This is a genomic window from Nocardiopsis sp. B62 (assembly GCF_018070675.1).
In the GTDB taxonomy this organism is placed as follows: Bacteria; Actinomycetota; Actinomycetes; order Streptosporangiales; family Streptosporangiaceae; genus Nocardiopsis; species Nocardiopsis prasina.
On the sequence record NZ_JAGPXK010000012.1, the window covers coordinates 150,625 to 172,404 of the forward strand.

A 21,780-nucleotide genomic window follows, 5' to 3' on the forward strand; every position below is an offset into this window, starting at 1 on the left:
CTGACACAACGAGACCGTTCCGGTACCATCCGGGGGGTTACGTCCGAGTAGTCATGGGGACCTCCGTGACTGGTTTCCCTCTTCGGGCGATTTCTCCTCTCATGTCCCAGATCGGATCGCAGGTGCCCTCTTGGCCCCAAGAAACGTGTCGAAGGCCGCTGCCGGGATGACGCCCGGCAAGTGGTTGGCGTGCGGGATGACCGGGGTGGTCATCGCCGGGAGTCTGACTGGCTACGGCGTCTACCAGGACGTCCTCGCCATCGACACCGCCGAGATCGACCCCGACGGCTGGGGGGACCGGCCCGCGCAGGTGGACGGGGTGCACAACATTCTGCTCCTGGGCACGGACGAGCGCGCGGGGGACGACGCCAGCTACAACGAGCTCAACGGCATCCGCCCCGACGTCCTGGTGGTCGTCAGCATCGACACCGACAACGGCGGGGTGACCATGGTCAACATGCCCCGCGACACGATGGTCGAGATCCCGCCGTGCGACGCGGGCGAGGACGGCCAGGGCTGGAACGGCGGCGTCGACCAGCTCAACCACGCCATGACCTACGGCGGCATGGACTGCCAGGGCAACACGGTGGAGACCATCACCGGCATCCACCTCGACCACATGGTCCTGGTGGACTTCGCCGGGTTCGAGAACATCGTGGACTCGATCGGCGGCATCGAGATGTGCGTCCCCGAACCGATCGACGACCCCAAGGCGCACCTGGTGCTGGACGCCGGACTCCAGCGGCTCGACGGTGAGCAGGCCCTGGGCCTGGCGCGCTCCCGCGACAGCGCCGAGAACGGCAGCGACCTCGGCCGGATCGACAACCAGCAACGGATGATCGGCGCCATCCTGCGCGAGGTCACCGAGGGTGAGATCCTGTCCAGCCCCAGTACCCTCTACGGATTCCTCGACTCCATCACCGACAGCCTCACCACGGACGACGGCTTCAGCACGGACAAGATGACCGAGCTCGCCGTCGCCATGCGCGAGGTCGACCTGGGCCGGATGAACATGGTCACCGCCCCCGTCACCGACTACCCCGTCGACCCCAACAAGGTCGCGCTGGAGGAGCCCGCCGCCCAGGAGCTGTTCGCGGCGGCGGCCTCGGGTGAGCTGGCCGAGGGCGAGGACTCCGGGGACGACGCGGGAGACGCGGAGGACTCCGGCGGGGCCGCTCCCTCCGACGTGTCCCTTCGGGTGCTCAACAACACCGGCATCGACGGTCTGGGCAGCCAGGTCCAGGGGCTGCTGGAGGCCGAGGGCTTCGTGGTCACCGAGTCCACCAACCCCGACCTCCGCGCGCCCGACACGACCACGGTCTACCACGGGCCGGACCGGGCCGAGCATGCCGAGCTCCTGGCCTCCTCCCTGTCGGTCGCCGAGGTGGTCGAGGAGCCCACGCTCGGCGACGACCTGGAACTGGTCATGGGCTCGGCAGACTGGGACGGCCTGGCCGCCAGCGGGGGGTCGGGCGGCGGATCCGCCACCGACGGCATCGAGACCACCTCCGCCGCCGAGGACGAGGTGAGCTGCTCCTAGCAGCCGAACCCACGCCCACCGAACGAGAACGGGGCCCGTCACACCAGGTGTGACGGGCCCCGTTCTCGTGTGCTCGGGAGGGAGCGGATCAGCCCCCGGCCGTGTTGCCGCGCATGCCCTTGGGCAGCTTCGCGCCCTTGGGCATGGGGCCCTTGGGCATCCGCATCGCGGGCGGCAGCGCCTTGAGGCGGTAGTTCAGCTCGGCGGTGTCGCCCTTGTCCAGGTTGCGCGGCAGCTTGACCAGCGCGCGCTGGAGCTTGGAGACCGGGACCTGGTCCTCGCCGTTGCCGACCTTGAAGTCGTAGATGGGCGTGTCGTGGGCCACGCGGGCGACGCGCTTCTTCTCACCGGCGATCAGACCCTTGAGCCGACCGGGGTCGCCCTCGCCGACCAGGACCACACCGGGGCGGCCGACCACGCGGTGGACGACGTCCATCTGCTTGTTCGCGGCCACTCCGGGCTCGACCACCCAGTTGCCGCGCATGTTCTCCAGGATCGCCATGCCCGCGCCCAGGCGGCCGTCCAGCATCTGGTACTGCACCCGCTGGGCGGAGCGGGTGAACATGATGAACCCGACCAGGAAGGCGATCGGCAGACCGGTCAGCGGCCAGATGATCCAGGAGCCGGTCCAGATGCCGATGCCGACGAAGACCGCGAGGATCACGACCGCGACGGCGATCGCGATCGGGATCGTCCGCGGGCTCTGCTTGTGCACGACCTTGGCGACCATGCCGATCTGCTTCAACCGGCCCGGCTGCTTCTCGCCACCCTGACCGGCGGTCGTTTTCTCGGACTTCTTCGCCATCGTGCTTCAGGCAGCGCACACCGACCTCGTCGGTGGGGAAGGAGATCCCTGTGCTGCCTTGCCTCCTCTTCGCGGTCGACCTATGGTGCGGCGCCTTCCGGCGCCGCCAGCTGGGCGCCTTGGAACACCAGGATATGTGTCCGGCTCCCGAGATGCGGAACGGTGGCCCGTGGGCCACCGTTCCAGCTTGGTCACGACTCGGGTGTATCAGCCGTTATGCGTTGCTCGTGGCCGTGGTGGCCTCGGCGTCACGCTTCTCGCGGGCCTGCTTGTACAGGGTTCCGGCGCGGTACGACGAACGCACGAGCGGACCGGACATGACTCCGGCGAAACCGATCTCCTCGGCCTCCTTGCCCAGTTCCACGAACTCCTGCGGCTTCACCCAGCGGTCGATCGGGTGGTGCAGCTTGGAGGGACGCAGGTACTGGGTGATGGTCAGCAGGTCGCATCCGGCCTCGCGGAGGTCGCGCATGGCCTCGCTGATCTCCTCGCGGGTCTCGCCCATGCCCAGGATCAGGTTGGACTTGGTGACCAGACCGTCCTCGCGCGCCTCGGTGATGACCCTCAGCGAACGCTCGTAGCGGAAGCCCGGGCGGATGCGCTTGAAGATCCGCGGCACGGTCTCCACGTTGTGCGCCAGGACCTCGGGGCGCGAGCCGAAGACCTCGGCCAGCTGGTCGGGGTCCGCGTTGAAGTCCGGGATGAGCAGCTCGACGCCGGTGTCCGGGTTGAGCTCGTGGATCTTGCGCACCGTCTCGGCGTAGAGCCAGGCGCCGCCGTCCTCCAGGTCGTCGCGGGCCACACCGGTGACGGTGGCGTAGCGCAGCTCCATCTTCTTGACGGAGGTGGCGACCTTGGTCGGCTCCATCCTGTCCAGCGCCGACGGCTTGCCGGTGGCGATCTGGCAGAAGTCGCAGCGGCGGGTGCACTGGTCACCACCGATGAGGAACGTGGCCTCCCGGTCCTCCCAGCACTCGTAGATGTTGGGGCAGCCCGCCTCCTGACAGACGGTGTGCAGGCCCTCGCCCTTGACCAGGGACTGGAGCTCGGTGTACTCCGGCCCCATGTGCGCCTTGATCTTGATCCACGGCGGCTTTCTCTCGATCGGGGTCTCGCTGTTGCGCGCCTCCACGCGCAGCAGCTTGCGGCCCTCAGGAGCGATGGTCAACGCGAACCCGTTCCCTTCTGTACCCCTTGACGGGGACCCTCGCGCCCCTCGTGGGGGCTGTGGTCAGTCATCCGCGGGCGGTGGCGCCGGAGAGCATTCCGGAGCCGTCGGTGTGGCTGTACTCCGCCGCGCCGAGGACGTCGGCCAGGTGCCGTTCGAGGCGCGGTCGCGCGTCGGCGACGGTGACGGAGCGCCCCAGTTCGTTGGTGAGCGAGGTGACCCCCGCGTCGGTGATCCCGCAGGGGACGATCCGGTCGAACCACGACATGTCATTGTCGCAGTTCAACGCCAGACCGTGCATCCCGACCCCGCGGGCGATTCGACAGCCGATCGCGGCGACCTTGCGTTCGATCAGTCCGCGCTCGGGGTCGGCGTCCAGCCAGACCCCGGTACGGCCCTCGACCCGCAGACCCGTGAGGCCGTAGTCGGCGAGGGTGCGGATGATGGCCTCCTCCAGCATGCGGACGTAGGCGATCACGTCGATCGGGTCCGACAGCCTGACGATCGGGTACACCGTCAGCTGGCCCGGCCCGTGCCAGGTGATCTTCCCACCCCGGTCGATGTCCACCACGGGAGCGCCGGGGTCGGTCATGGGACGATCCGACCTCCCAGTGCGCTTGCCCGCCGTGTAGACGGGCTCGTGTTCCAGGAACAGGACCGTGTCGGCCACCTCATCGGCGACGCGGCTCTGGTGGAGCCGTCTCTGGAGATCCCAGCCCTGGTGGAACGGGACGGGGGTGTCGCCCAGCCATGCGTAAACGAGATCACTCACACCTCCACCTTACGCCCCGGCGAGAGGGGCGGGTCAGGGCAGGATGTCGGATAGCGCACTACTGTCGCCGGGCGGTCCGGGGGAATAGGGGAACCCGTCCGCGCGTTCCCGCCGAACTTTCTCGGGGTTTTTCCGCGAAAGGACTGCGGGCGGCTGCTGTGTCTTCTAGGTTGTGAGTGGGACATGGAACTCCGCGTCAGCGCGGGGCTACCGTGGGCGACGCGCTGTCGGGCTGGCATGCGCTCGCTGAACCCGCAGACCTTTGATGATGGGGATCATCAGGGGATGGTGATTGGTGGGGTAGAAAGACGGGGCGGTGCCGTTCAGGCGCCGCCCCGTCCACCTTTTCACCCGCGCGGTCCCTCAGCCCGGGAAGGGGCGCCGTGCGCGGGCCTCACGCAGCGACAGCGCCCACCACACCAGCTGGTCCAGCATCTCCTCCACGGCGTCCTCCGCGCCCCTCAGCTCCGCGACGGGGCCTCCCTGGGCGCCGAACGTGCGCTGTGCGTTGTGCAGGCTCACGGAGGTGCGCACCGACGTGACGTGCAACTCGGCGAAGACCGCGCGCAGCTGCTCCACGGCGCGCAGGCCACCGGACATGCCGCCGTAGGAGACGAAGGCGACCGGTTTGGCGAACCACTCCTTGCGCGCGGAGTCGATGGCGCTCTTCAGAGGGCCGGGGTAGCCGTGGTTGTACTCCGGGGTGACCACCACGAAGCCGTCCGCGGCGTCGACGCGGGGCGAGAACGCCTCCAGGGCGGCCCCGTGGCCGTCGCCGAGGTCCAGCTCGGCCACGTCCAGGACGTCGAGGGTGACGCCCTCCCGGGACGCGGCCCGGTCCAGGAACCATCCGGAGACCACGGTGCCGGTACGGCCGTTGAGGTTTCCACCCAGGATGACGGCGATCCGCAGGTCCGGCTGTTGCATGGGGTTCCTCGTCTTCGACTGGGCCTGGGGAGGGGGTTCGGGGAGGCGCGACCACGATAGGACGTCAAGTCAGGTTGAGGTCAAGTCGGGGGTGGTGGGAGGTGTCGCCGACGCACGAAAGGCCCGGGCCGGACACCCGCGCTGGGTGCCCGGCCCGGGCCGGGAGCGGCCTCCCCGAGCGGGGAGGCGTGGCTCAGGACAGACCGAGGTCGCCCTCGAAGGCGCCCTCCTCCAGGCGCTCCTTCACGGTCTGGAGGAAGCGTCCGGCGTCGGCGCTGTCGATCAGGCGGTGGTCGTGCGCCATCGACAGGTAGACCATCGAGCGGACCGCGATGACCTCGCCGCCCATGGCCTCGTCCTCGACGACCACGGGACGCTTGACGACCGCGCCGGTCTCCAGGATCGCGACCTGCGGCTGGTTGATGATCGGGGTGCCGAAGAGCGCACCGGTGTGGCCGGTCTCGGAGATCGAGAACGTGCCGCCACCCAGCTCGTCCGGGCCGAGCTTGCCGGTGTGGGCGCGCTCGGTCAGGTCGGTGAGGCCGCGGGCCAGACCACCGAGGTTCAGCGAACCGGCGTCCTTGACCACCGGGGCGAGCAGACCGCGCTCGGTGTCCACGGAGACGGCCAGGTTCTCGACGTCGTGGTAGGTCACCGTCTGGTCGGCGGCGTTGATCACCGCGTTGACCTTCGGGTGGGCCCTGAGGGCCTCCACGGCGGCCAGCGCGATGAAGGGGAAGAAGCCCAGCTCCACGCCCTCGCGCTTGGCGAAGTCGGCGGAGGAGTGGTCGCGCAGGCGCGCGATCTTGCTGACGTCGACCTCGATGACCTGGGTGGTCGTGGCGGAGACGCGCAGCGACTCGACCATGCGGTCGGCGATGGACTTGCGCAGACGGCTCAGCTTCTCCGTGCGACCGCGCACCGAGGTGTCCGAGGTGACCTTGCGAGCGGCGGCGGGTGCGGCGGCGGCCGAACGCTGGGTCTCGGCAGCCTTGAGGACGTCCTGCTTGCGGATGCGACCGCCCACACCGGTGCCGGTGACCCGGGCCAGGTCGACGCGGTGCTCGCTGGCGAGCTTGCGGACCAGCGGGGTCACGTAGCCCTCGGCCACGGCGTCGGTACCGGAGGCCTGACCGGTTCCGCTGAGCGTCTCGACGTCCACCGACGGGCTGCCAGCGTCCTGCTCACGTGCGGCGGGAGCAGGCGCGGACTGGGCGGCCGGGGCGGGGGCGGGCTCGCTCTTGGGGGCGGGCTCGGGCTCGGCCGGGGCGGCGGCAGCGGGGGCGGCACCGGAGCCGCCGCCGATGATCGCGATCTCCGTGCCGATCTCGACCGTCTCGTCCTCGTCGACGAGGATCTTGGTGAGCACTCCGGCCACCGGGGACGGGATCTCGGTGTCCACCTTGTCGGTGGAGACCTCGAGGAGCGGCTCGTCCTCCTCGACGGTGTCGCCGACGCTCTTCAGCCACTGGGTGATGGTGCCCTCGGTGACGCTCTCACCCAGGGCGGGGATGGTCACGGGGGTGCCGGGGCCGTCGGAGTCGGCGGCCGGCGCGGCGGGCTCGGGCTCGGCGGCGGGAGCCGGGGCGGGCTCCTCGGCGGCGGGCTCGGGCTCAGGCTCGGGCTCGGTGGCCTCGGGCTGAGCGGCCTCGGGCGCGGGTGCCGCGTCGTCGGCGCCGTCACCGTCGCCGCCGATGATCGCGATCTCCGCGCCGATCTCCACGGTCTCGTCCTCGTCGACGAGGATCTTGGTGAGCACTCCGGCCACCGGGGACGGGATCTCGGTGTCCACCTTGTCGGTGGAGACCTCAAGGAGCGGCTCGTCTACCTCGACGGTGTCGCCCACGTTCTTCAGCCACTGGGTGACGGTCCCCTCGGTGACGCTCTCACCCAGGGCGGGCATGGAAACGGAAGTCGGCATGGATTCCTCGTTGGATCTGGACGCGGTACCTGCCCAGGCCTTGATGGGCAGCGCGGATGTGTGCGGGGGCGGGCCGGTGAGGGCCCGCCCCCGGGGGTGAAGCGGTCAGTCGTGGACGTGCAGCGGCTTGCCCGCCAGCGCGAGGTGCGCCTCGCCCAGCGCCTCCGACTGGCTCGGGTGCGGGTGGATCAGCTGCGCCACCTCGGAGGGCAGGGCCTCCCAGTTGTAGATCAGCTGGCCCTCGGCGATGAGCTCGCCGACGCGGCTGCCGACCATGTGGACGCCCAGCACGGGGCCGTCCTTCTCGGCGATGACCTTGACCGCGCCCTGGGTCTGGAGGATCTGGCTCTTGCCGTTGCCCGCCAGGTTGTAGTTCATCTCGACGACGTCGTGACCGCGCTCCTTGGCCACCTTGGTGGTCAGACCCACGGAGGCGACCTCAGGCTCACAGTACGTGACACGGGGAACACCGTCGTAGTCGATCGCGGGCGGGTTCTGCCCGGCGATGTGCTCGGCGACGAAGATGCCCTCGGCGAACCCGACGTGCGCGAGCTGGAGGGTCGGGATGAGGTCGCCCACCGCGTAGACGTTGCCCACGCCGGTGTGCAGGTTCTCGTCGACCTTGACGAAGCCGCGGTCCAGGGTGACGCCCTGCTCCTCGTAGCCCAGGCCCTCGGAGACCGGGCCGCGGCCGATGGCGACCAGCAGGACCTCGGCCTCGAGGGTCTTGCCGCCCTGGAGGGTGACGACCACGCCGGAGTCGGTGGTCTTGACCGACTCGAACGGGGTGCCCAGCTCGGACTTGATCTTCCGCTTGCGGAAGGCGCGCTCCAGCAGCTTGGAGCTGGACTCCTCCTCGACGGGGACCAGGTTCTTGAGGGCCTCGACGATGGTGACGTCGGCGCCGTAGGAACGCCACACGCTGGCGAACTCCACGCCGATCACGCCGCCGCCCAGGACGATGACGGACTCGGGGACGCGGTTCAGACCCAGGGCCTGGTCGCTGGTCATGACCTTGTCGCCGTCGATCTCCAGGCCCAGGGTCTTGGGCTTGGAGCCGGTCGCCAGGAGGATGTTCTTCCCCTTGTAGACCTTGCCGTCGACCGTGACCTCGTCCTTGCCGGTGAGCTTGCCCTCACCCTCGACGACGGTGATCTTGCGGGACTTGATCAGCCCGCTCAGGCCCTTGTGCAGGCCGTTGATCACCTTGTCCTTGTACTTGTGCACCGCGTCGATGTCGATGCCCTCGAACGTGGCCTGGACACCGAAGTTCTCGCTCTCCTTGGCGGTGTCGGCCACCTCGGCCGAGTGCAGGAGGGCCTTGGTGGGGATGCAGCCGCGGTGCAGGCAGGTGCCGCCGAGCTTGTCCTTCTCGATCAGGACGACGCTCATGTCCAGCTCCGCGGCGCGCAGTGCCGCCGCGTAGCCGCCGCTGCCGCCGCCAAGGACGACGAGGTCGAAGGTGCCGCCGCTCTCACTCACGGGAACGAACTCCTAGTTGTGGTGGCTGGTGATGGGTGGTGGAAGACCGTGGGCCCACCGCCGCCGCTGGCGGTGTGTCGATCGGGGACCCCCGGCTGCCGGGGACGGGGGCGCTCCGGCTCGGGAGCGCCACCCCGCCCTTCCGGACTACTGCTTGCGGGCGTAGTCCTCGGCGATGCGGACGAGGGTGCGGGTACCCGCACCCGTGCCGCCCTTGGGGGTGTATCCGTGCGGGCCGCCCTGGTTGAAGGAGGGCCCGGCGATGTCGAGGTGGGCCCACTTAGTGCCCTCCTCGATGAACTCCTGGAGGAAGACGCCCGCGGAGAGCATGCCGCCCCAGCGCTCGCTCGCCACGTTGGCGATGTCGGCCACCGAGGAGTCGAGCCCAGCGCGCAGCTCCGCCGGGAGCGGCATCGGCCAGGAGGCCTCGCCCTCGGCGGTGGCGGCGGCGACGATCTCGTCACGCACGGCGTCGTCGTTGGACATGACCGCGAACACGCGGGTGCCGAGCGCGACCAGCTGGGCGCCGGTCAGCGTGGCGATGTCCACGATGAGGTCGGGCTCGTCCTCGTGGGCGCGGACCAGGCCGTCGGCCATGACCAGGCGGCCCTCGGCGTCGGTGTTGAGGACCTCGACGGTCCGGCCGCCGTAGATGCTCAGGACGTCGGAGGGGCGCTGGGCCGTTCCGCTGGGCATGTTCTCGGCCACGGTCAGGTAGGCGACCGCGTTGACCTTCAGGCCCAGGGTGGAGATGGCGCGCATGGCGGCGAGCACGGAGGCGGCGCCGCTCATGTCGGACTTCATCCAGTCCATCGAGCCCGCGGGCTTGAGGGAGAGGCCGCCGGAGTCGAACGTGATGCCCTTGCCGACGAAGGCGACCTTCCTGGTGGCCTCGGGGTGGCTGTAGGCCAGACGGACCAGGCGGGGCGGGTTGGCCGAGCCCTGACCGACGCCGGTCAGGCCGCCGTAGCCGCCCTCGGACAGGGCGCGCTCGTCCAGGACCTCGATCTCCAGCTCGGCCTGCTGGGCGATCTCCTGGGCCGCCGACGCCAGGTCCTCGGGGACGAGGTCGGCGGGGGCGGTGTTGACGAGGTCGCGGGTGAAGGAGACGGCCTCGGCCAGGACGGCGGCGCGCTCGACGGCGTCGGCGGCACCGTCGGCCTCGCTGACCACGGTGAGGGTGGCGGCGCCGCGCGCGGCCTTCTTCTGCGCCTTCTCGCCGGTGCGGTAGCGGTCGAAGCTGTAGCAGCCGAGTTCGGCGCCCAGGGCGACGGCACCCGCCTGCTCGGCGGTGGTCGCGGGCAGGGCCAGGACGACGCGGCCCGCACCCTCGGGGCGCGCGCTCAGCGCACGCAGCGCGGCACCGGCGGAGCGGGAGAGGACGTCGGGGTCGACGGCACCGTCGGCGGGCGCCGGGCCGAGCCCGACCGCGACGACGACCGGGGCGCTGACGGCTCCGAGGGAGGCAATGGTGTGCACCTCCTCAGGGGCGCCGCTCGCTCCCAGGAGCGACAGGGTCGAGCCGAGGCCGCCGGAGAAGGCGGCTTCGACGCTATGAGCGCCCGATGCGGGCTCCGGGGCGTCGCCTCCGGAGTGGTAACCGACGACAACCGCGTCGGCGTCGAGCGAACTGGGGGACTCCGTGTTTACTGACAACGTCGTGCTCACGTCCTCGATGCTAGTCCTCCCGCGCCCCCGACGGTGACGCGGCGTCCCACGCCCCAGGGGTCCTGACGCGGCGCTCCCCGCCGTCGCGCGGTGTCGCCGGTGGCCCCGGGTGGGTGCGCCTCCGTCCGCGCCATGTGGGGGCTCTGGTCCCTCGTGGGAGGTGTCGCACGCGGTCGGCGGCGCCCGAACGCGCTCTCCCCGGCCCTGACCGCGTGAAACCCGGTGTGAAAAAATGTGATGATGGCGACATCCGGCCGTCGCGGAAAACTACCAGACCGCGCGAATCGGCAGGTGAAGCAGCCCATGCCCCTTCACAGTGGTGCGCCGCCGCCCCTCCACCCAGTGCCCGACACCCCGGCCGCCGCTGCGGGACCGTGCCGTCCCAGGACCGCTTCCGCGAGCCCTCACTCGCCCTTGACCTGCACGGGAGGAACACATGCCGGATTCCGGCGCCTCCGTCCCGCCGCCGCTTCGACCTTCCGTCTGGCCACCGTCGAGTTGGCCCTGTTCGCCGTCTCCGTCACGACCCCGGCCCCGGCCGCCCTCCTCGAAGGCGTGGCCCCCGCGGGCCGTGCACACCCGCGCTGGACGTCGGCGAACCCGGCCTGTACGTGGTGGCCACCGAGGAACGCGCCGCCACGGGGAGCGTCACCACCAAGCCGAGGCGCCCGTCACCGACCCCGTGGCGGAGTTCGAGACCCACCTGAGGGAGTACGAGCGGCTCAAGGAGGACCACCAACGCGCGGACGACATCGACGGCGTCCTCTCCGTCCGCCCACCGCACGGAACAGGCGCGCGACCGCCTGGAACGGTGGAACCGCCGCCAGCGCGGACTCTGACCGAGGGCTCAGCCCCGCGCGGCCGCCGCCGTCACCAGCAGGACCACCGTCACGGCCGACTCCACCAGGGCGCCCAGGACGTCCCCGGTCACCCCGCCCAACCGGCGGACGGCCCGGAACAGAAGAGCCCCGGCGGCCGCCAATCCGGCCACCGCGCCCACCGCGCAGGCCACGGCGAACCCGGGGGAGTGCGCCAGCCCGAGCAGGCACGCGGCCAGCACCCCGGCCGCGCACACCGACGCGCCCAGGGGACGCACCGTCCCGGCCACGAGCGCACCCAGCCCGTCGGGACGCGCGGAGGGCGTCCTCGTGCACGCCAGGGTCACCGCCAACCGTCCGGTCGCGCCCGCGACCACGGCCCCGGCCACGGCCGCCCAGGGCGAGGCCCCGACCAGCTGCGCGAGCGCCAGGACCTGTGCGCCCACCGCCACCAGCAGGGTGATCACCCCGAACGGGCCGATGTCGGAACGGCGCATCACCTCCAGCGCGCCCTCCGCCGGGCGCCCGCTGCCCAGGCCGTCGGCGAGGTCGGCCAGCCCGTCCAGGTGCAGGCCCCGCGTGAGCAGTGCCCCCAGCCCCACCGCGAGCAGCGCCGCCAACGGCCCGGACCAGCCCCACAACGCGCCCGCCACCGCGACGACGCCGACGACCCCGCCGAGCAGCCCTCCCAACAGGGGTGCCCAGACCATCGCCCACCCGGCCACCACGCGGTCCACACGCGCCACACGCACCGGCCACACCGTGAAGGTGCCCACGGCCATCCGCGCCCCGGCCAGTGCGTCGGCCCCGCTCACCCGAGCTCCACCACGCGCCCCGCCGTCGCCAGCACCACGGCTTCGGACTCGGCGCCCACCCACTGGTTCAACAGGCCCAGCCGGTCGCGGAAGATCCGGCCCGAGCGGGTCGGCGGAACCACACCCGAGCCCACCTCGTTGGTCACCGCCACCACGTAGGCCCGCGTCGAACGCCAGGCCTCCAACAGCTCGTGGATCGCGGTCTCCAGTCGCTCCTCGGCGTCCTCGGGCGGCTGGTCCTCCCAGAGCCCGCACTCGCCCATCACCCAGGTCAGCCAGGTCCCGAGGCAGTCGATCAGCACCGCGCCCCTGGCCTGCCTGAGCAGCAACGCGAGGTCGGTGGTCTCCTCGGTCCGCCACCACCAGGGGCGCCGACGCGCGTGTCGCTCGACCCGCTCGGCCCACTCCGGGTCCCCTTCGTCGGGGACGGGGCCCGTGGCCGCGTAGACCACCCGGGGTTCGGTCAGCAGACGGAGTTCGGCCTCGGTGGACTTGCCCGATCGGGCGCCGCCGGTGACCAGGGTCCGGTACGGCCCGTGCGGGCGGGACTCCGGCCAGACCGCGGGCGGACACGACATGACCGTGCCGTCCCCGGGGGCCATGACGCCCCACAGGTGGGCCCGCCGGGCGAACTCCTCGGGGGACCGGATCCGGTGGTCGCCACCGACCGCCACGACGGCGGTGGTCACCCCGATCACCCCGGACCGGCGCAGCTCACCGACGACCTCCGGACGCAGCGCGGCGTCCACGATCACCATGTCCACCTGTTGGGCCGGCGCCGACGAGTACGCGGACGAACCCGAGGGACGGCCGTCGCCGGGCGGTCCACCCGGCAGTGGACCCGGTCCGGAGCGGGCGAACAGCAGACGGCCGCCGTCCGCTCCCTCCACCAGGGCTCCGTCCGGTGTGGTCGTCACCGTGTAGTCGGGCGGGACCGGTCCGACCGCTCCCTCCTCACGTAGGCGGAAGCGGTCGTCGACGGTCACCCGCAGCGGTAGGCGGCGTTCCGCATGGGCCTTGTTGCAGGACGAGCAGGTGCACTGCGGGGCTGGCCAGCCCGTGTGACCCGCTGTCCCCAGAAATCGGATACGCACCCAGAAAAGTAAACAGCATCGTGGACCAAGGCTTGGTTAAGCTCGGCCCAGGATCGCGGTGAACCCACCGTGGAACGGCGACGAAGGGTGGTCGAAGATGGCGTGGACGTGGCGGTACATCGGGGTCGACGGTGACCGGACGGGGGCGGAGGAACTACCGGCCGAGTCGTTCACGTCGCGTGGCGACGCCGAGAGCTGGCTCGGTGAGAACTGGGCGGAGCTCGCGGAGGGCGGCGTGGCCAGTGTCGCCCTGCTGGAGGAGGACCACGAGGTCTACACGATGCCCCTCGGCACCGAGTAGGTCGGCCGCGCGCGGCGCCAACCCGCCTGACCGCGTCCGGTTCGTGGGACGGCCGAGGGGCCCGGCGGTCCGCACGGCCGCCGGGCCCCTCGGTGACGCGGTACTAGCCGCGGATGTTGTCCGGGCTCTTGGTGAGCTCCGGGTCGCGCTCCACGCTGTCGCCCAGGACCTCGTCGATCCGGGCCATCAGCGCGGCGTCGAGCCTGACCCCGGCTGCCTTCACGTTGCTCTCGACCTGCTCGGGACGGGAGGCGCCGATGATCGCGGCCGACACGTTGGGGTTCTGGAGGACCCAGGCCACGGCCAGCTGCGACAGGGTGAGCCCGGCCTCGGCCGCCAGCGGCTCCAGCCGCTGCACCCGCTCCAGCAGGGCCTGGTCCGCGACCTTGTCGGCCAGGAAGCGCTCGCTCTTGGGGTCGCTGGCCCGCGAACCGCTGGGGAGCTCCTGGCCCGGCTTGTACTTGCCGGTGAGGACACCGCCCGCGATGGGCGACCAGACGAGCTGGCCGATGCCCTCGCGCTCGGAGAGCGGGACGACCTCGGACTCGATGACCCGCCAGATCATGTTGTACTGCGGCTGGCTGGAGACGATCCGGTCGAAGCCCATCTCGTCGGCGATCTTCAGCGCCCGCTCGATCTGGTCGGCGCGCCACTCGGAGACTCCGATGTACAGGGCCTTGCCCTGGCGGACCAGGTCCTCGAAGGCCCGCATGGTCTCTTCGAGCGGTGTGCTGTGGTCGTAACGGTGCGCCTGGAACAGGTCCAGGTAGTCGGTGCCCAGACGGCGCAGGGAGTCCTCGCAGCCACGGATGACGTGCTTGCGGTTCAGCCCCCGGTCGTTCCTGCCCTCGCCCACCGGCCAGAAGACCTTGGAGAAGATCTCCAGGCCGTCTCGGCGCTGACCCTTGAGCGCGCGGCCCAGCACCTCCTCCGCCCTGCCCTGGGCGTAGGCGTCCGCGGTGTCGAACGTGGTGATGCCCGCGTCGAGCGCCGCGCGGACGCAGGAGGCCGCCGTGTCCTCCTCGACCTGGGAGCCGTGGGTGATCCAGTTCCCGTAGGCGATCTCGCTGATGATCAGACCGCTGTTGCCAAGATGCCGAAATTCCATGCCGAGCACTCTAGTTGGCGGTGCCTCGGCCGGCGCTACGGGGCTCGGAGCGAAGTGAAGGGCCGGTGCGGTCACCGGCCCCGCTCACGTCGTCGGGGATGGGGATGTGGGACGTCCGGTGGTTCAGCGGACGCCGCTCGGTGTGGGGTCGTCGCCGACCTTCAGACGGGGCTTGGGCAGACGCAGGCGCCGGAACTGGAGCTGGCGCATCGCGGCGTACATGCCGATGCCCTTGATCGCCGGGTCTTCCGGGAAGTACTCGGTGGCGCGGCGCTTGACCGTGCGGCCGATCATGACGCCCTCGGCGATGATCGTCACCATCATCAGCGGCCACAGCACGTAGGCGACGCCCACCTGGAAGACCGGGTTGTTGATGAACAGCAGCGCGATGATCAGGATCGAGAACGGCAGGAAGAACTCGCTCGCGCTGCGGCGCGAGTCGATGAAGTCCCGGGCGTACGCGCGGGCCTTGCCGAGGTCCTGCTGCCGGAAGTACTTCTCGTCTCCCTTGGGAGCACCGGAACGCCGGGCGGTCGTGCCGCGTTGACGTTCGAGACGGTCCCGGTAGGCGCGGTAGGCCTCCTTGCGGGTCTCAGGGGCCTTCACCGGTCGGCGCGGGGTGCCTACGGATTCCCTGCGCTTAGGGGTGGGCACACCCTTCTTGGGCGTATATCCCTTAGGTTGGGTGGCCTCAGTGGCCTCAGGGCTGGCGGATTCGGCGGAGGTCGAATCCGGGGCTGCGGAAGCGGAGCGACGTCGGAACACACCCTCAGGGTAGCCGGTCATAGCTTTATGGCGACCGCGGGCCAGACCGCGTAGGGTTGGGCAAAGCGCCCGCTGGGAACAGCCGATGTACGCACCGAGAAGGGGACGGCCACGCCAATGAGCGTGTTTCAGCGACTTTCGATGATCTTCAAGTCCAAGGCCAACAAGGCCCTGGACTCTGTCGAGGACCCAAGGGAAACCCTCGACTACTCGTACCAGAAACAGCTCGAACTGCTTCAGAAGGTTCGTCGCGGTGTCGCTGACGTCGCGACCTCCCGCAAGCGGGTCGAGCTCCAGATCCAGCAGCTCGAACAGCAGTCCGGCAAGCTGGAGACCCAGAGCCGCGCCGCTCTGACCCAGGGCCGTGAGGACCTCGCCCGCGAGGCGCTCACCCGCCGTTCCGGCCTCACCAGCCAGATGGAGGGCCTGCGCGAGCAGCACTCCAACCTCCAGAACGAAGAGCAGAAGCTCACGATGGCCGCCCAGCGCCTGCAGGCGAAGGTGGACGCCTTCCGCACGCGCAAGGAGACCATCAAGGCGACCTACACCGCCGCCCAGGCCCAGACGCAGATCAGCGAGGCCTTCTCCGGTATCTCCGAGGAGATGGGCGACGTCGGCATGGCCGTGCAGCGGGCGGAGGACAAGACCGCCGAGATGCAGGCCCGTGCGGGCGCGGTGGACGAGCTCCTCGCCTCCGGCGCGCTGGACGACGTCACGGGCAGCGGCCCGAAGGACGACATCCAGTACGAGCTCGACCAGATGGCGAGCACCACCGGTGTCGAGGCCGAGCTGGAGCGTATGAAGCTCGAACTCGGCGGCGGCAGTGGCGGCGCCACCCCCCAGATCGAGGGCGGCAACGGGGCCGGGAACCGGGAGGGCTCGTGATCGTTCGCATCATGGGTGAGGGTCAGCTCGACCTCACCGACGCAGACCTGGGCCTGCTCAACGACTTCGACGCCGCCCTGGAGGCAGCGATCGAGTCCGGTGACGAGGCCACGTTCCGCAAGGCCCTGCACGACCTCCTGGCGAAGGTCAGGGAGGACAGCAAGCCGCTGCCTCCCGACTCCCTGGAGCCCTCGCAGTTCATCCTTCCCCCCGCCGACGCCAGCATGGACGAGGTACGGGAGATGCTCCAGGACGACGGGCTCATCCCGGGCTAGGGACCTCCCCGTCTCGGTTCCCGCGTGCGCGTTCTTCCACCCCGGCCGCTGTGATTCGTCACGGCGGCCGGAGTGTGTCCGGGGTCATGCGGCTGTGGGGACACGCGGTGCCCCGCTTTAACCCGTTTCTCACCTGCCCGAACTACACTCCGACACATCCGCAGGGGAGGGAGTCGGCGTGGCTGGTTCGAAGTTCCGTCCGGACCGGGGGCTGACGGCCCGGATGGTCATGACCATGGTTCTGCTGTTCCTGGTCTACGTCGCCTTCGTGGTGGGGTTGGTCCTCGCTGGGCTCAACGTCTGGCTGGTGCTGGTCCTCGTCGCGGCGTTCGCCCTGTTCTCCTACTTCTCCTCCGACAGGATCGCGATGTTCGCGATGGGCGCCAAGGAGGTCACCCCCGAGCAAGCCCCCGACCTGCACGCCATCGTCGACCGCCTGTGCGCCATGGCCGACATGACCAAGCCGCGCGTGGGCATCGCCGACACCGACGTGCCCAACGCCTTCGCCACCGGCCACAACGAGAAGTCGGCCGTCATCTGCGTCACCACCGGGCTGACGCGCCGCCTGGACGGCCCGGAGCTGGAGGCGGTGGTCGCCCACGAGCTCTCGCACATCGCCCACCGCGACGTGATGGTGATGACGATCGCCGGGTTTCTCGGCATCGTCGCCGGATTCCTCACCCAGGCCGGTCTGCGCTTCGCCATGTTCGCCGGAGCGGGCGGCGGACGCGGCAACAACAACGGCCCCGCCCCGGCGGTCGTCGCGCTCCTGGTCGTCCTGGTCAGCGCCATCGCCTGGGTCCTGAGCTTCCTGCTCACCCGCGCACTGTCCCGCTACCGTGAGCTCGCCGCGGACCGCGCCGCCGCCTACCTGACCGGTCGGCCGTCCGTACTGGGCAGCGCCCTGTCCAAGATCACCGGCGACATGGCCCGGATCCCCACCCGGGACCTGCGCCAGGCCGAGCCGTTCAACGCGTTCTTCTTCGCCCCGGCCTTCGCGAAGAAGGGCTTCAGCATGAACCAGCTCATCGCCACCCACCCCCCGGTCGAGCAGCGCCTGGCCCAGCTCGGCGACATCTCCCGCCAGCTCGGTCGCGGAGCCTGACCCCACCGAACCACCCACGAGGGGAACCCACCACCATGAGCTTCTGGCGCACCCTGCTCGGCCGCTCGGAACCGGCCAAGCCCGACCTGGACGCGCTCTTCGGCCTGCCCTCGGCCGCGTTCACCCTGCGGGCCGGGGTGGGCCTGACCCCCACGGGTTCGGGGTCGGTGGCCTTCCGCGCCGCCGAGGGCGCCGCCTTCGCCGACATCGAACGCGACGTCACCGAGCTGCTCAACGCGGGGGAGGGGCCGTCGGTGGAGCAGAGCACCGACGACTACGGCTACACCTGGCTGGTCCTGCGCCCGGGCGCCGCGCAGGGGGCCACCACCGGCGGCGAGCCCTCGGGCGGGGAGCTCGTGGACACCGACATCACCGGCCTGGTCACCGACCTGCACGCGGTCAACTCGACGCTGGAGGCCAACGGCTACGGACCCTCCCTGCTGTGTTCGCTGGTCGGCTTCACCGACACGCGGGGCCGTTCCGTGGGCCTGGTCTACCTGTACAAGCGGGGCACCTTCTACCCCTTCGCCCCCGAGGGCGGTCAGCGCCGCGACAACGCGCTGGAGCTCCAGGTGGAGGCGTCTGTGGGGGACGACCTGCCGATGGAGAAGGACCGCTCCCGCTGGTTCCCGGTCTACGGCGCCCCGGGCCTGTGAGGCGGGGCCGTCCGGAGATGGCATCCTCGGCCCGGACAAATTACCCTTGGAGGTACGAGCACACCCGTGCGTCGCCTGAGCCACACGTGCACCGTGCGGCCGGGGTGCCAGCACGAACACAGCGGCCACGCGACGGAATGCCACACCGGCCTCCGACGTTGGGACCCGTTGAAGAGGACTGGACCCGCCGACGCGGGCCGATCCGGTAAGCGACCGGGGTCGCCAGACGGCCGCAACCCCTTTCAAGAGGAGCTTTACAACATGACGGTTCAGAGCGAGGCCACCGCGCAGGGAGTCATCCTCACCGATGGTGCGGCCGACAAGGTTCGGGCGCTCCTTGACCAGGAGGGCCGGGACGACCTGCGCCTGCGCGTGGGCGTTCAGCCCGGTGGTTGCTCGGGGCTGCGTTACCAGCTCTACTTCGACGAGCGCGACCTCGACGGCGACGTCGTCGCCGACTTCGACGGTGTCGAGGTCGTCACCGACCGCCGCAGCGCCGCCTACCTCATCGGCGCGACCATCGACTTCGTGGACACCATCGAGAAGCAGGGGTTCACCATCGACAACCCCAACGCGACCGGCTCCTGCGCCTGCGGTGACTCCTTCAACTAGGCGTCCCGAGCTCCCCAGAGGAGCGTTCAGGTTCTCGGAACCACAGGGGGAGGGCGGACGCGGACGAGCGTTCGCCCTCCCCCTCTGGGTACCCTTGGCTGGTCCGAACGGGCACGTCCCCCGCATGCCCTGAACAGCTCGTCGGATCGCCCTCGAGCGATCCACCCCGCCAGCAAGGAGCCCACGTCCCGTGCGTATCGCGGTTGCCGGATCCATCGCCACAGACCACCTGATGACCTTCCAGGGTCGGTTCGCCGAGCAGATCATCCCTGAGCAGATCCAGCAGTTGTCCCTCTCCTTCCTCATCGACGAGCTGGACGTGCGCCGTGGCGGCGTCGCGGCCAACATCTGTTTCGGCATGGGCGGCTTCGGTCTGAGCCCGGTCCTGGTCGGTGCCGCCGGCGCGGACTTCGAGGAGTACCGTTCCTGGCTCGACCGCCACGGCGTCGACACCTCGGCGGTGCACATCTCCGAGCTGCGCCACACCGCCCGGTTCGTCTGCACCACGGACCTGGACCAGAACCAGATCGCGTCCTTCTACACGGGCGCGATGGCCGAGGCCCGCAACATCGAGCTCCAGCCGATCTCCGAGCGGGTCGGCGGCCTCGACCTCGTCCTGATCGGCGCCGACGACCCCGCGGCCATGATCCGCCACAGCGAGGAGTGCCGCACCCGCGCCATCCCCTTCGCCGCAGACCCCTCCCAGCAGCTGGCCCGCATGGAGGGCCCGGAGGTGCGCACGCTGATCGAGGGCGCCGCCTTCCTGTTCACCAACGAGTACGAGAAGGCCCTGGCCGAGCAGAAGACCGGCTGGTCCGACGCCGACGTCCTGTCCCGGGTGGGGACGCGCGTCACCACCCTCGGGGCCAAGGGCGCCCGGATCGACCGCAAGGACGAGCCGAGCATCCACGTTCCCTCCGCCGCCGTCGACGAGCTCGTCGACCCCACCGGCATGGGCGACGCCTTCCGCGCGGGCTTCCTGTCCGCCCACTCCTGGGGCCTGCCCCTGGAGCGCGCGGCCCAGGTCGGCAACGCCACCGCCGTGCACTGCCTGGAGGCCGACGGGCCCCAGGAGTACACGCTCACCGGCGCCTCGCTGCTGGAGCGCCTGGAGCGCTCCTACGGTGCCGAGGCCGCCGCAGAGGTCCGCCCCTTCCTGTGACCCGTGTCCGCCCCGGCCGCAAATGGACGCGCTCTGGTCGGGGTGGTACCCCGGAGCCCGTAAAGTGGATGGCTGTGACCCGCACGGGAACTCCCGTGCCCGCCCGGTGCGTCGAAACGCGTGCCGGGTCATTCGCCCGAACCGCTCGCGCCGGGTCACGCGCGGCGGTGGGGAACCCGCTCCGACCCGCACCGCGGGACACCGGGGCTCGGGCGCCCTGAGCGCCTCCCAGATCTAGGCCAGCCTTACCTGGGATTCCCTGATTCACCCTGAAAGGACTTCGCATGCGCTACACCGGACCGAAGGTGCGGTTGTCCCGGCGCGCCGGCACCCCGCTGACCCGTAAGGCGGTCAGCTACTTCGAGAAGCGTCCGTACCCGCCCGGCGAGCACGGTCGTCGCGTCCGCCGCAACAGCAGCGACTACGCCGTTCGTATGGCGGAGAAGCAGAAGGTGCGCTGGTACTACGACCTGACCGAGAAGCAGCTGGTCAGGATCTACGAGAACGCCAAGAAGCGTCCCGGCCGTACCGGTGAGGAGATGCTCGGCGAGCTGGAGCTGCGTCTGGCCACGGTCGTGCTGCGCGCCGGTCTGGCCGCCTCGATCTACGCCGCGCGTCAGTTCATCAACCACGGTCACATCACCGTGGACGGCAAGAAGGTCGACATCCCGTCGTACCAGGTCAAGCCGGGCCAGATCATCAGCGTTCGGGAGAAGTCCCGCTCGATGGTCCCGTTCGTCGAGGCCACCGAGGGCATCCACGCCGACGACAAGATCGCCGGTTACCTCGCCGTGAGCCACAAGGACCTGCGCATCGCGGTCGTCGACCGCCCCAAGCGTGAGCAGATCCCCGTGCCCTTCGACGAGCAGCTCGTCGTCGAGTACTACGCTCGCTAGACGGTTCCCGCGGTCGCGGTTCCCTTCCTCGGGGGCGGAACCGCAGTGTGGGAGAGGCCGCGTGGACCCCGTGTCCGCGCGGCCTTCGCCTTGTCCGGTACCTCCCTCCCTCCGCCCGGTCGGGGCTTCGGGAGGGGGATCGGGAGCTTCACACCGTCCCCGGAAACTGGACGGCGTGAATCGTTATCGCAACGGGACCGAAAGCCCGGCCCGTCGTTCCGGTGGCGTCGTCGGCGGTCAGTACATCCGGCGGATGTGAAAAGCGCTACCCCGCGCCAGCGGCCGCTCGACGACGAACTCGTGCATCTTCATCCGGCACCAGGACGGTATGTCCGCGCTCGCCGCGGGATCGTCCGCGGTGACCGCGATGACCGCCCCGATAGGCACTTCGCGCAGTCGGGCGGCCAGCATGATGATCGGGATCGGGCACTTGAGACCCACCGCCTCCACGGTGACCAGCGGCTGCTGCGAAGTCGGTCGCTCGGGCACGTCCACCCCCAGTTGGTTGTCGTCCTGTGGCCCAATCTTGACCCGGTGCGCCTCAAAAGGCGCACCCGGTTAAGGGTGTCGTAAACCCAGCGATACGCTCGCCTTGGTCTCGCGTCGCGAACGCGCACACCACCGCCTCGAGCGGAGATGTGGACGGGAGCGGCCAAGGGCCCGGGGGATCGCCGGGCCGCGCCTCGTAGCCAGCCGGGAGGACTACCCTCGGGGGCGACCTGGCCCGGCTCCGTGGGGCCGCCGAACGTTTCGAGAGGGCGCGTCTGGCAACACGCTGACCAGGCAAGCCCATGAACGGCACGCTGGGCGGTTCGCGATAATGTTTCCCCCTGACAAGCTTTGGATACTTAGGCCGCCCGTGGAGAATCCACGGGCTTCACCGCTGGGAAGGCAATCCGTGAGTCCGACCCGCCAAAAAAATCGGCGCTCAACTCTGCGCCGATGGGCACCACGCGGCGCCGCGCTCGCCGTGTTGGGGCTGGCCGCGACCGGCTGCGCGTCGAA

The 21,780-nt window shown here is 70.4% G+C and carries 21 protein-coding genes; 9 read left to right on the forward strand and 12 right to left on the reverse strand.

What is annotated here, in order from left to right; genetic code table 11:
- The first annotated feature begins 166 nt into the window (after positions 1-166).
- On the forward strand, positions 167-1,540 hold the full coding sequence (locus tag KBX21_RS15315; RefSeq protein ID WP_049578815.1) for an LCP family protein: 1,374 nt from the start codon (positions 167-169) through the stop codon (positions 1,538-1,540).
- 88 nt (positions 1,541-1,628) lie between these two features.
- Here KBX21_RS15315 and KBX21_RS15320 read toward each other — a convergent pair whose 3' ends face one another.
- From KBX21_RS15320 to KBX21_RS15360, 9 genes are all read right to left on the reverse strand, one after another.
- Complete coding sequence (locus KBX21_RS15320; protein ID WP_017546491.1) at positions 1,629-2,345, reverse strand: DUF4191 domain-containing protein; 717 nt, start codon at positions 2,343-2,345, stop codon at positions 1,629-1,631.
- 214 nt (positions 2,346-2,559) lie between these two features.
- The gene (gene lipA, locus KBX21_RS15325) at positions 2,560-3,513 is read right to left on the reverse strand and encodes a lipoyl synthase (protein ID WP_210842310.1); all 954 of its coding nucleotides are present in this window, start codon (positions 3,511-3,513) and stop codon (positions 2,560-2,562) included.
- 67 nt (positions 3,514-3,580) lie between these two features.
- Positions 3,581-4,285 (reverse strand): lipoyl(octanoyl) transferase LipB, encoded by a 705-nt coding sequence (lipB, locus tag KBX21_RS15330; protein ID WP_049578819.1) that lies wholly within the window; start codon positions 4,283-4,285, stop codon positions 3,581-3,583.
- Between the two features lie 363 nt (positions 4,286-4,648).
- Complete coding sequence (locus tag KBX21_RS15335; RefSeq protein WP_049578821.1) at positions 4,649-5,212, reverse strand: NADPH-dependent FMN reductase; 564 nt, start codon at positions 5,210-5,212, stop codon at positions 4,649-4,651.
- Between the two features lie 193 nt (positions 5,213-5,405).
- On the reverse strand, positions 5,406-7,133 hold the full coding sequence (sucB, locus tag KBX21_RS15340) for a 2-oxoglutarate dehydrogenase, E2 component, dihydrolipoamide succinyltransferase (protein WP_210842311.1): 1,728 nt from the start codon (positions 7,131-7,133) through the stop codon (positions 5,406-5,408).
- 105 nt (positions 7,134-7,238) lie between these two features.
- Complete coding sequence (gene lpdA / locus KBX21_RS15345) at positions 7,239-8,615, reverse strand: dihydrolipoyl dehydrogenase (protein WP_049565652.1); 1,377 nt, start codon at positions 8,613-8,615, stop codon at positions 7,239-7,241.
- 147 nt (positions 8,616-8,762) lie between these two features.
- The gene (locus KBX21_RS15350; RefSeq protein ID WP_082206224.1) at positions 8,763-10,283 is read right to left on the reverse strand and encodes a leucyl aminopeptidase; all 1,521 of its coding nucleotides are present in this window, start codon (positions 10,281-10,283) and stop codon (positions 8,763-8,765) included.
- Between the two features lie 847 nt (positions 10,284-11,130).
- Entirely contained in the window at positions 11,131-11,916 is a 786-nt protein-coding gene (locus KBX21_RS15355; RefSeq protein ID WP_210842312.1) for an adenosylcobinamide-GDP ribazoletransferase, read from the reverse strand.
- Positions 11,913-12,902 (reverse strand): bifunctional adenosylcobinamide kinase/adenosylcobinamide-phosphate guanylyltransferase, encoded by a 990-nt coding sequence (locus KBX21_RS15360; RefSeq protein WP_049565643.1) that lies wholly within the window; start codon positions 12,900-12,902, stop codon positions 11,913-11,915. Before KBX21_RS15360 ends, KBX21_RS15355 begins: the two co-directional genes overlap by 4 nt.
- A 205-nt stretch (positions 12,903-13,107) precedes the next feature.
- Between KBX21_RS15360 and KBX21_RS15365 the strand changes: the two genes are divergently transcribed.
- Entirely contained in the window at positions 13,108-13,311 is a 204-nt protein-coding gene (locus tag KBX21_RS15365; RefSeq protein WP_049565640.1) for a hypothetical protein, read from the forward strand.
- A gap of 103 nt (positions 13,312-13,414) precedes the next feature.
- Here the strand turns inward: KBX21_RS15365 and KBX21_RS15370 are convergent, their stop codons facing one another.
- On the reverse strand, positions 13,415-14,419 hold the full coding sequence (locus tag KBX21_RS15370; protein ID WP_210842313.1) for an aldo/keto reductase family protein: 1,005 nt from the start codon (positions 14,417-14,419) through the stop codon (positions 13,415-13,417).
- A 123-nt stretch (positions 14,420-14,542) separates the two neighbouring features.
- Positions 14,543-15,205 carry a DUF3043 domain-containing protein gene (locus KBX21_RS15375; RefSeq protein ID WP_210842314.1) on the reverse strand — a complete coding sequence of 221 codons (663 nt, stop codon included), beginning with the start codon at positions 15,203-15,205 and terminating at the stop codon, positions 14,543-14,545.
- 96 nt (positions 15,206-15,301) lie between these two features.
- Between KBX21_RS15375 and KBX21_RS15380 the strand changes: the two genes are divergently transcribed.
- From KBX21_RS15380 to rpsD, 7 genes are all read left to right on the forward strand, one after another.
- The gene (locus tag KBX21_RS15380) at positions 15,302-16,069 is read left to right on the forward strand and encodes a PspA/IM30 family protein (RefSeq protein ID WP_082206223.1); all 768 of its coding nucleotides are present in this window, start codon (positions 15,302-15,304) and stop codon (positions 16,067-16,069) included.
- Entirely contained in the window at positions 16,066-16,344 is a 279-nt protein-coding gene (locus KBX21_RS15385; protein ID WP_049565627.1) for a hypothetical protein, read from the forward strand. Before KBX21_RS15380 ends, KBX21_RS15385 begins: the two co-directional genes overlap by 4 nt.
- 178 nt (positions 16,345-16,522) lie before the next feature.
- Complete coding sequence (htpX, locus tag KBX21_RS15390; protein WP_049565624.1) at positions 16,523-17,449, forward strand: zinc metalloprotease HtpX; 927 nt, start codon at positions 16,523-16,525, stop codon at positions 17,447-17,449.
- Between the two features lie 35 nt (positions 17,450-17,484).
- Positions 17,485-18,105 carry a hypothetical protein gene (locus KBX21_RS15395; protein WP_210842315.1) on the forward strand — a complete coding sequence of 207 codons (621 nt, stop codon included), beginning with the start codon at positions 17,485-17,487 and terminating at the stop codon, positions 18,103-18,105.
- Between the two features lie 261 nt (positions 18,106-18,366).
- Positions 18,367-18,717: an iron-sulfur cluster assembly accessory protein gene (locus KBX21_RS15400; RefSeq protein ID WP_049565618.1), complete on the forward strand. Its 351-nt coding sequence runs from the start codon at positions 18,367-18,369 to the stop codon at positions 18,715-18,717.
- A gap of 190 nt (positions 18,718-18,907) precedes the next feature.
- A complete protein-coding gene (locus KBX21_RS15405) occupies positions 18,908-19,879 on the forward strand; it encodes a carbohydrate kinase family protein (RefSeq protein WP_049565615.1) in 972 nt (323 codons plus the stop codon).
- Between the two features lie 284 nt (positions 19,880-20,163).
- The gene (rpsD, locus tag KBX21_RS15410; protein WP_049565612.1) at positions 20,164-20,775 is read left to right on the forward strand and encodes a 30S ribosomal protein S4; all 612 of its coding nucleotides are present in this window, start codon (positions 20,164-20,166) and stop codon (positions 20,773-20,775) included.
- 237 nt (positions 20,776-21,012) lie between these two features.
- Here rpsD and KBX21_RS15415 read toward each other — a convergent pair whose 3' ends face one another.
- Positions 21,013-21,270, reverse strand: coding sequence for a sulfurtransferase TusA family protein (locus KBX21_RS15415; protein WP_017546512.1), 258 nt, complete (start codon positions 21,268-21,270; stop codon positions 21,013-21,015).
- Positions 21,271-21,780: the final 510 nt, after the last annotated feature.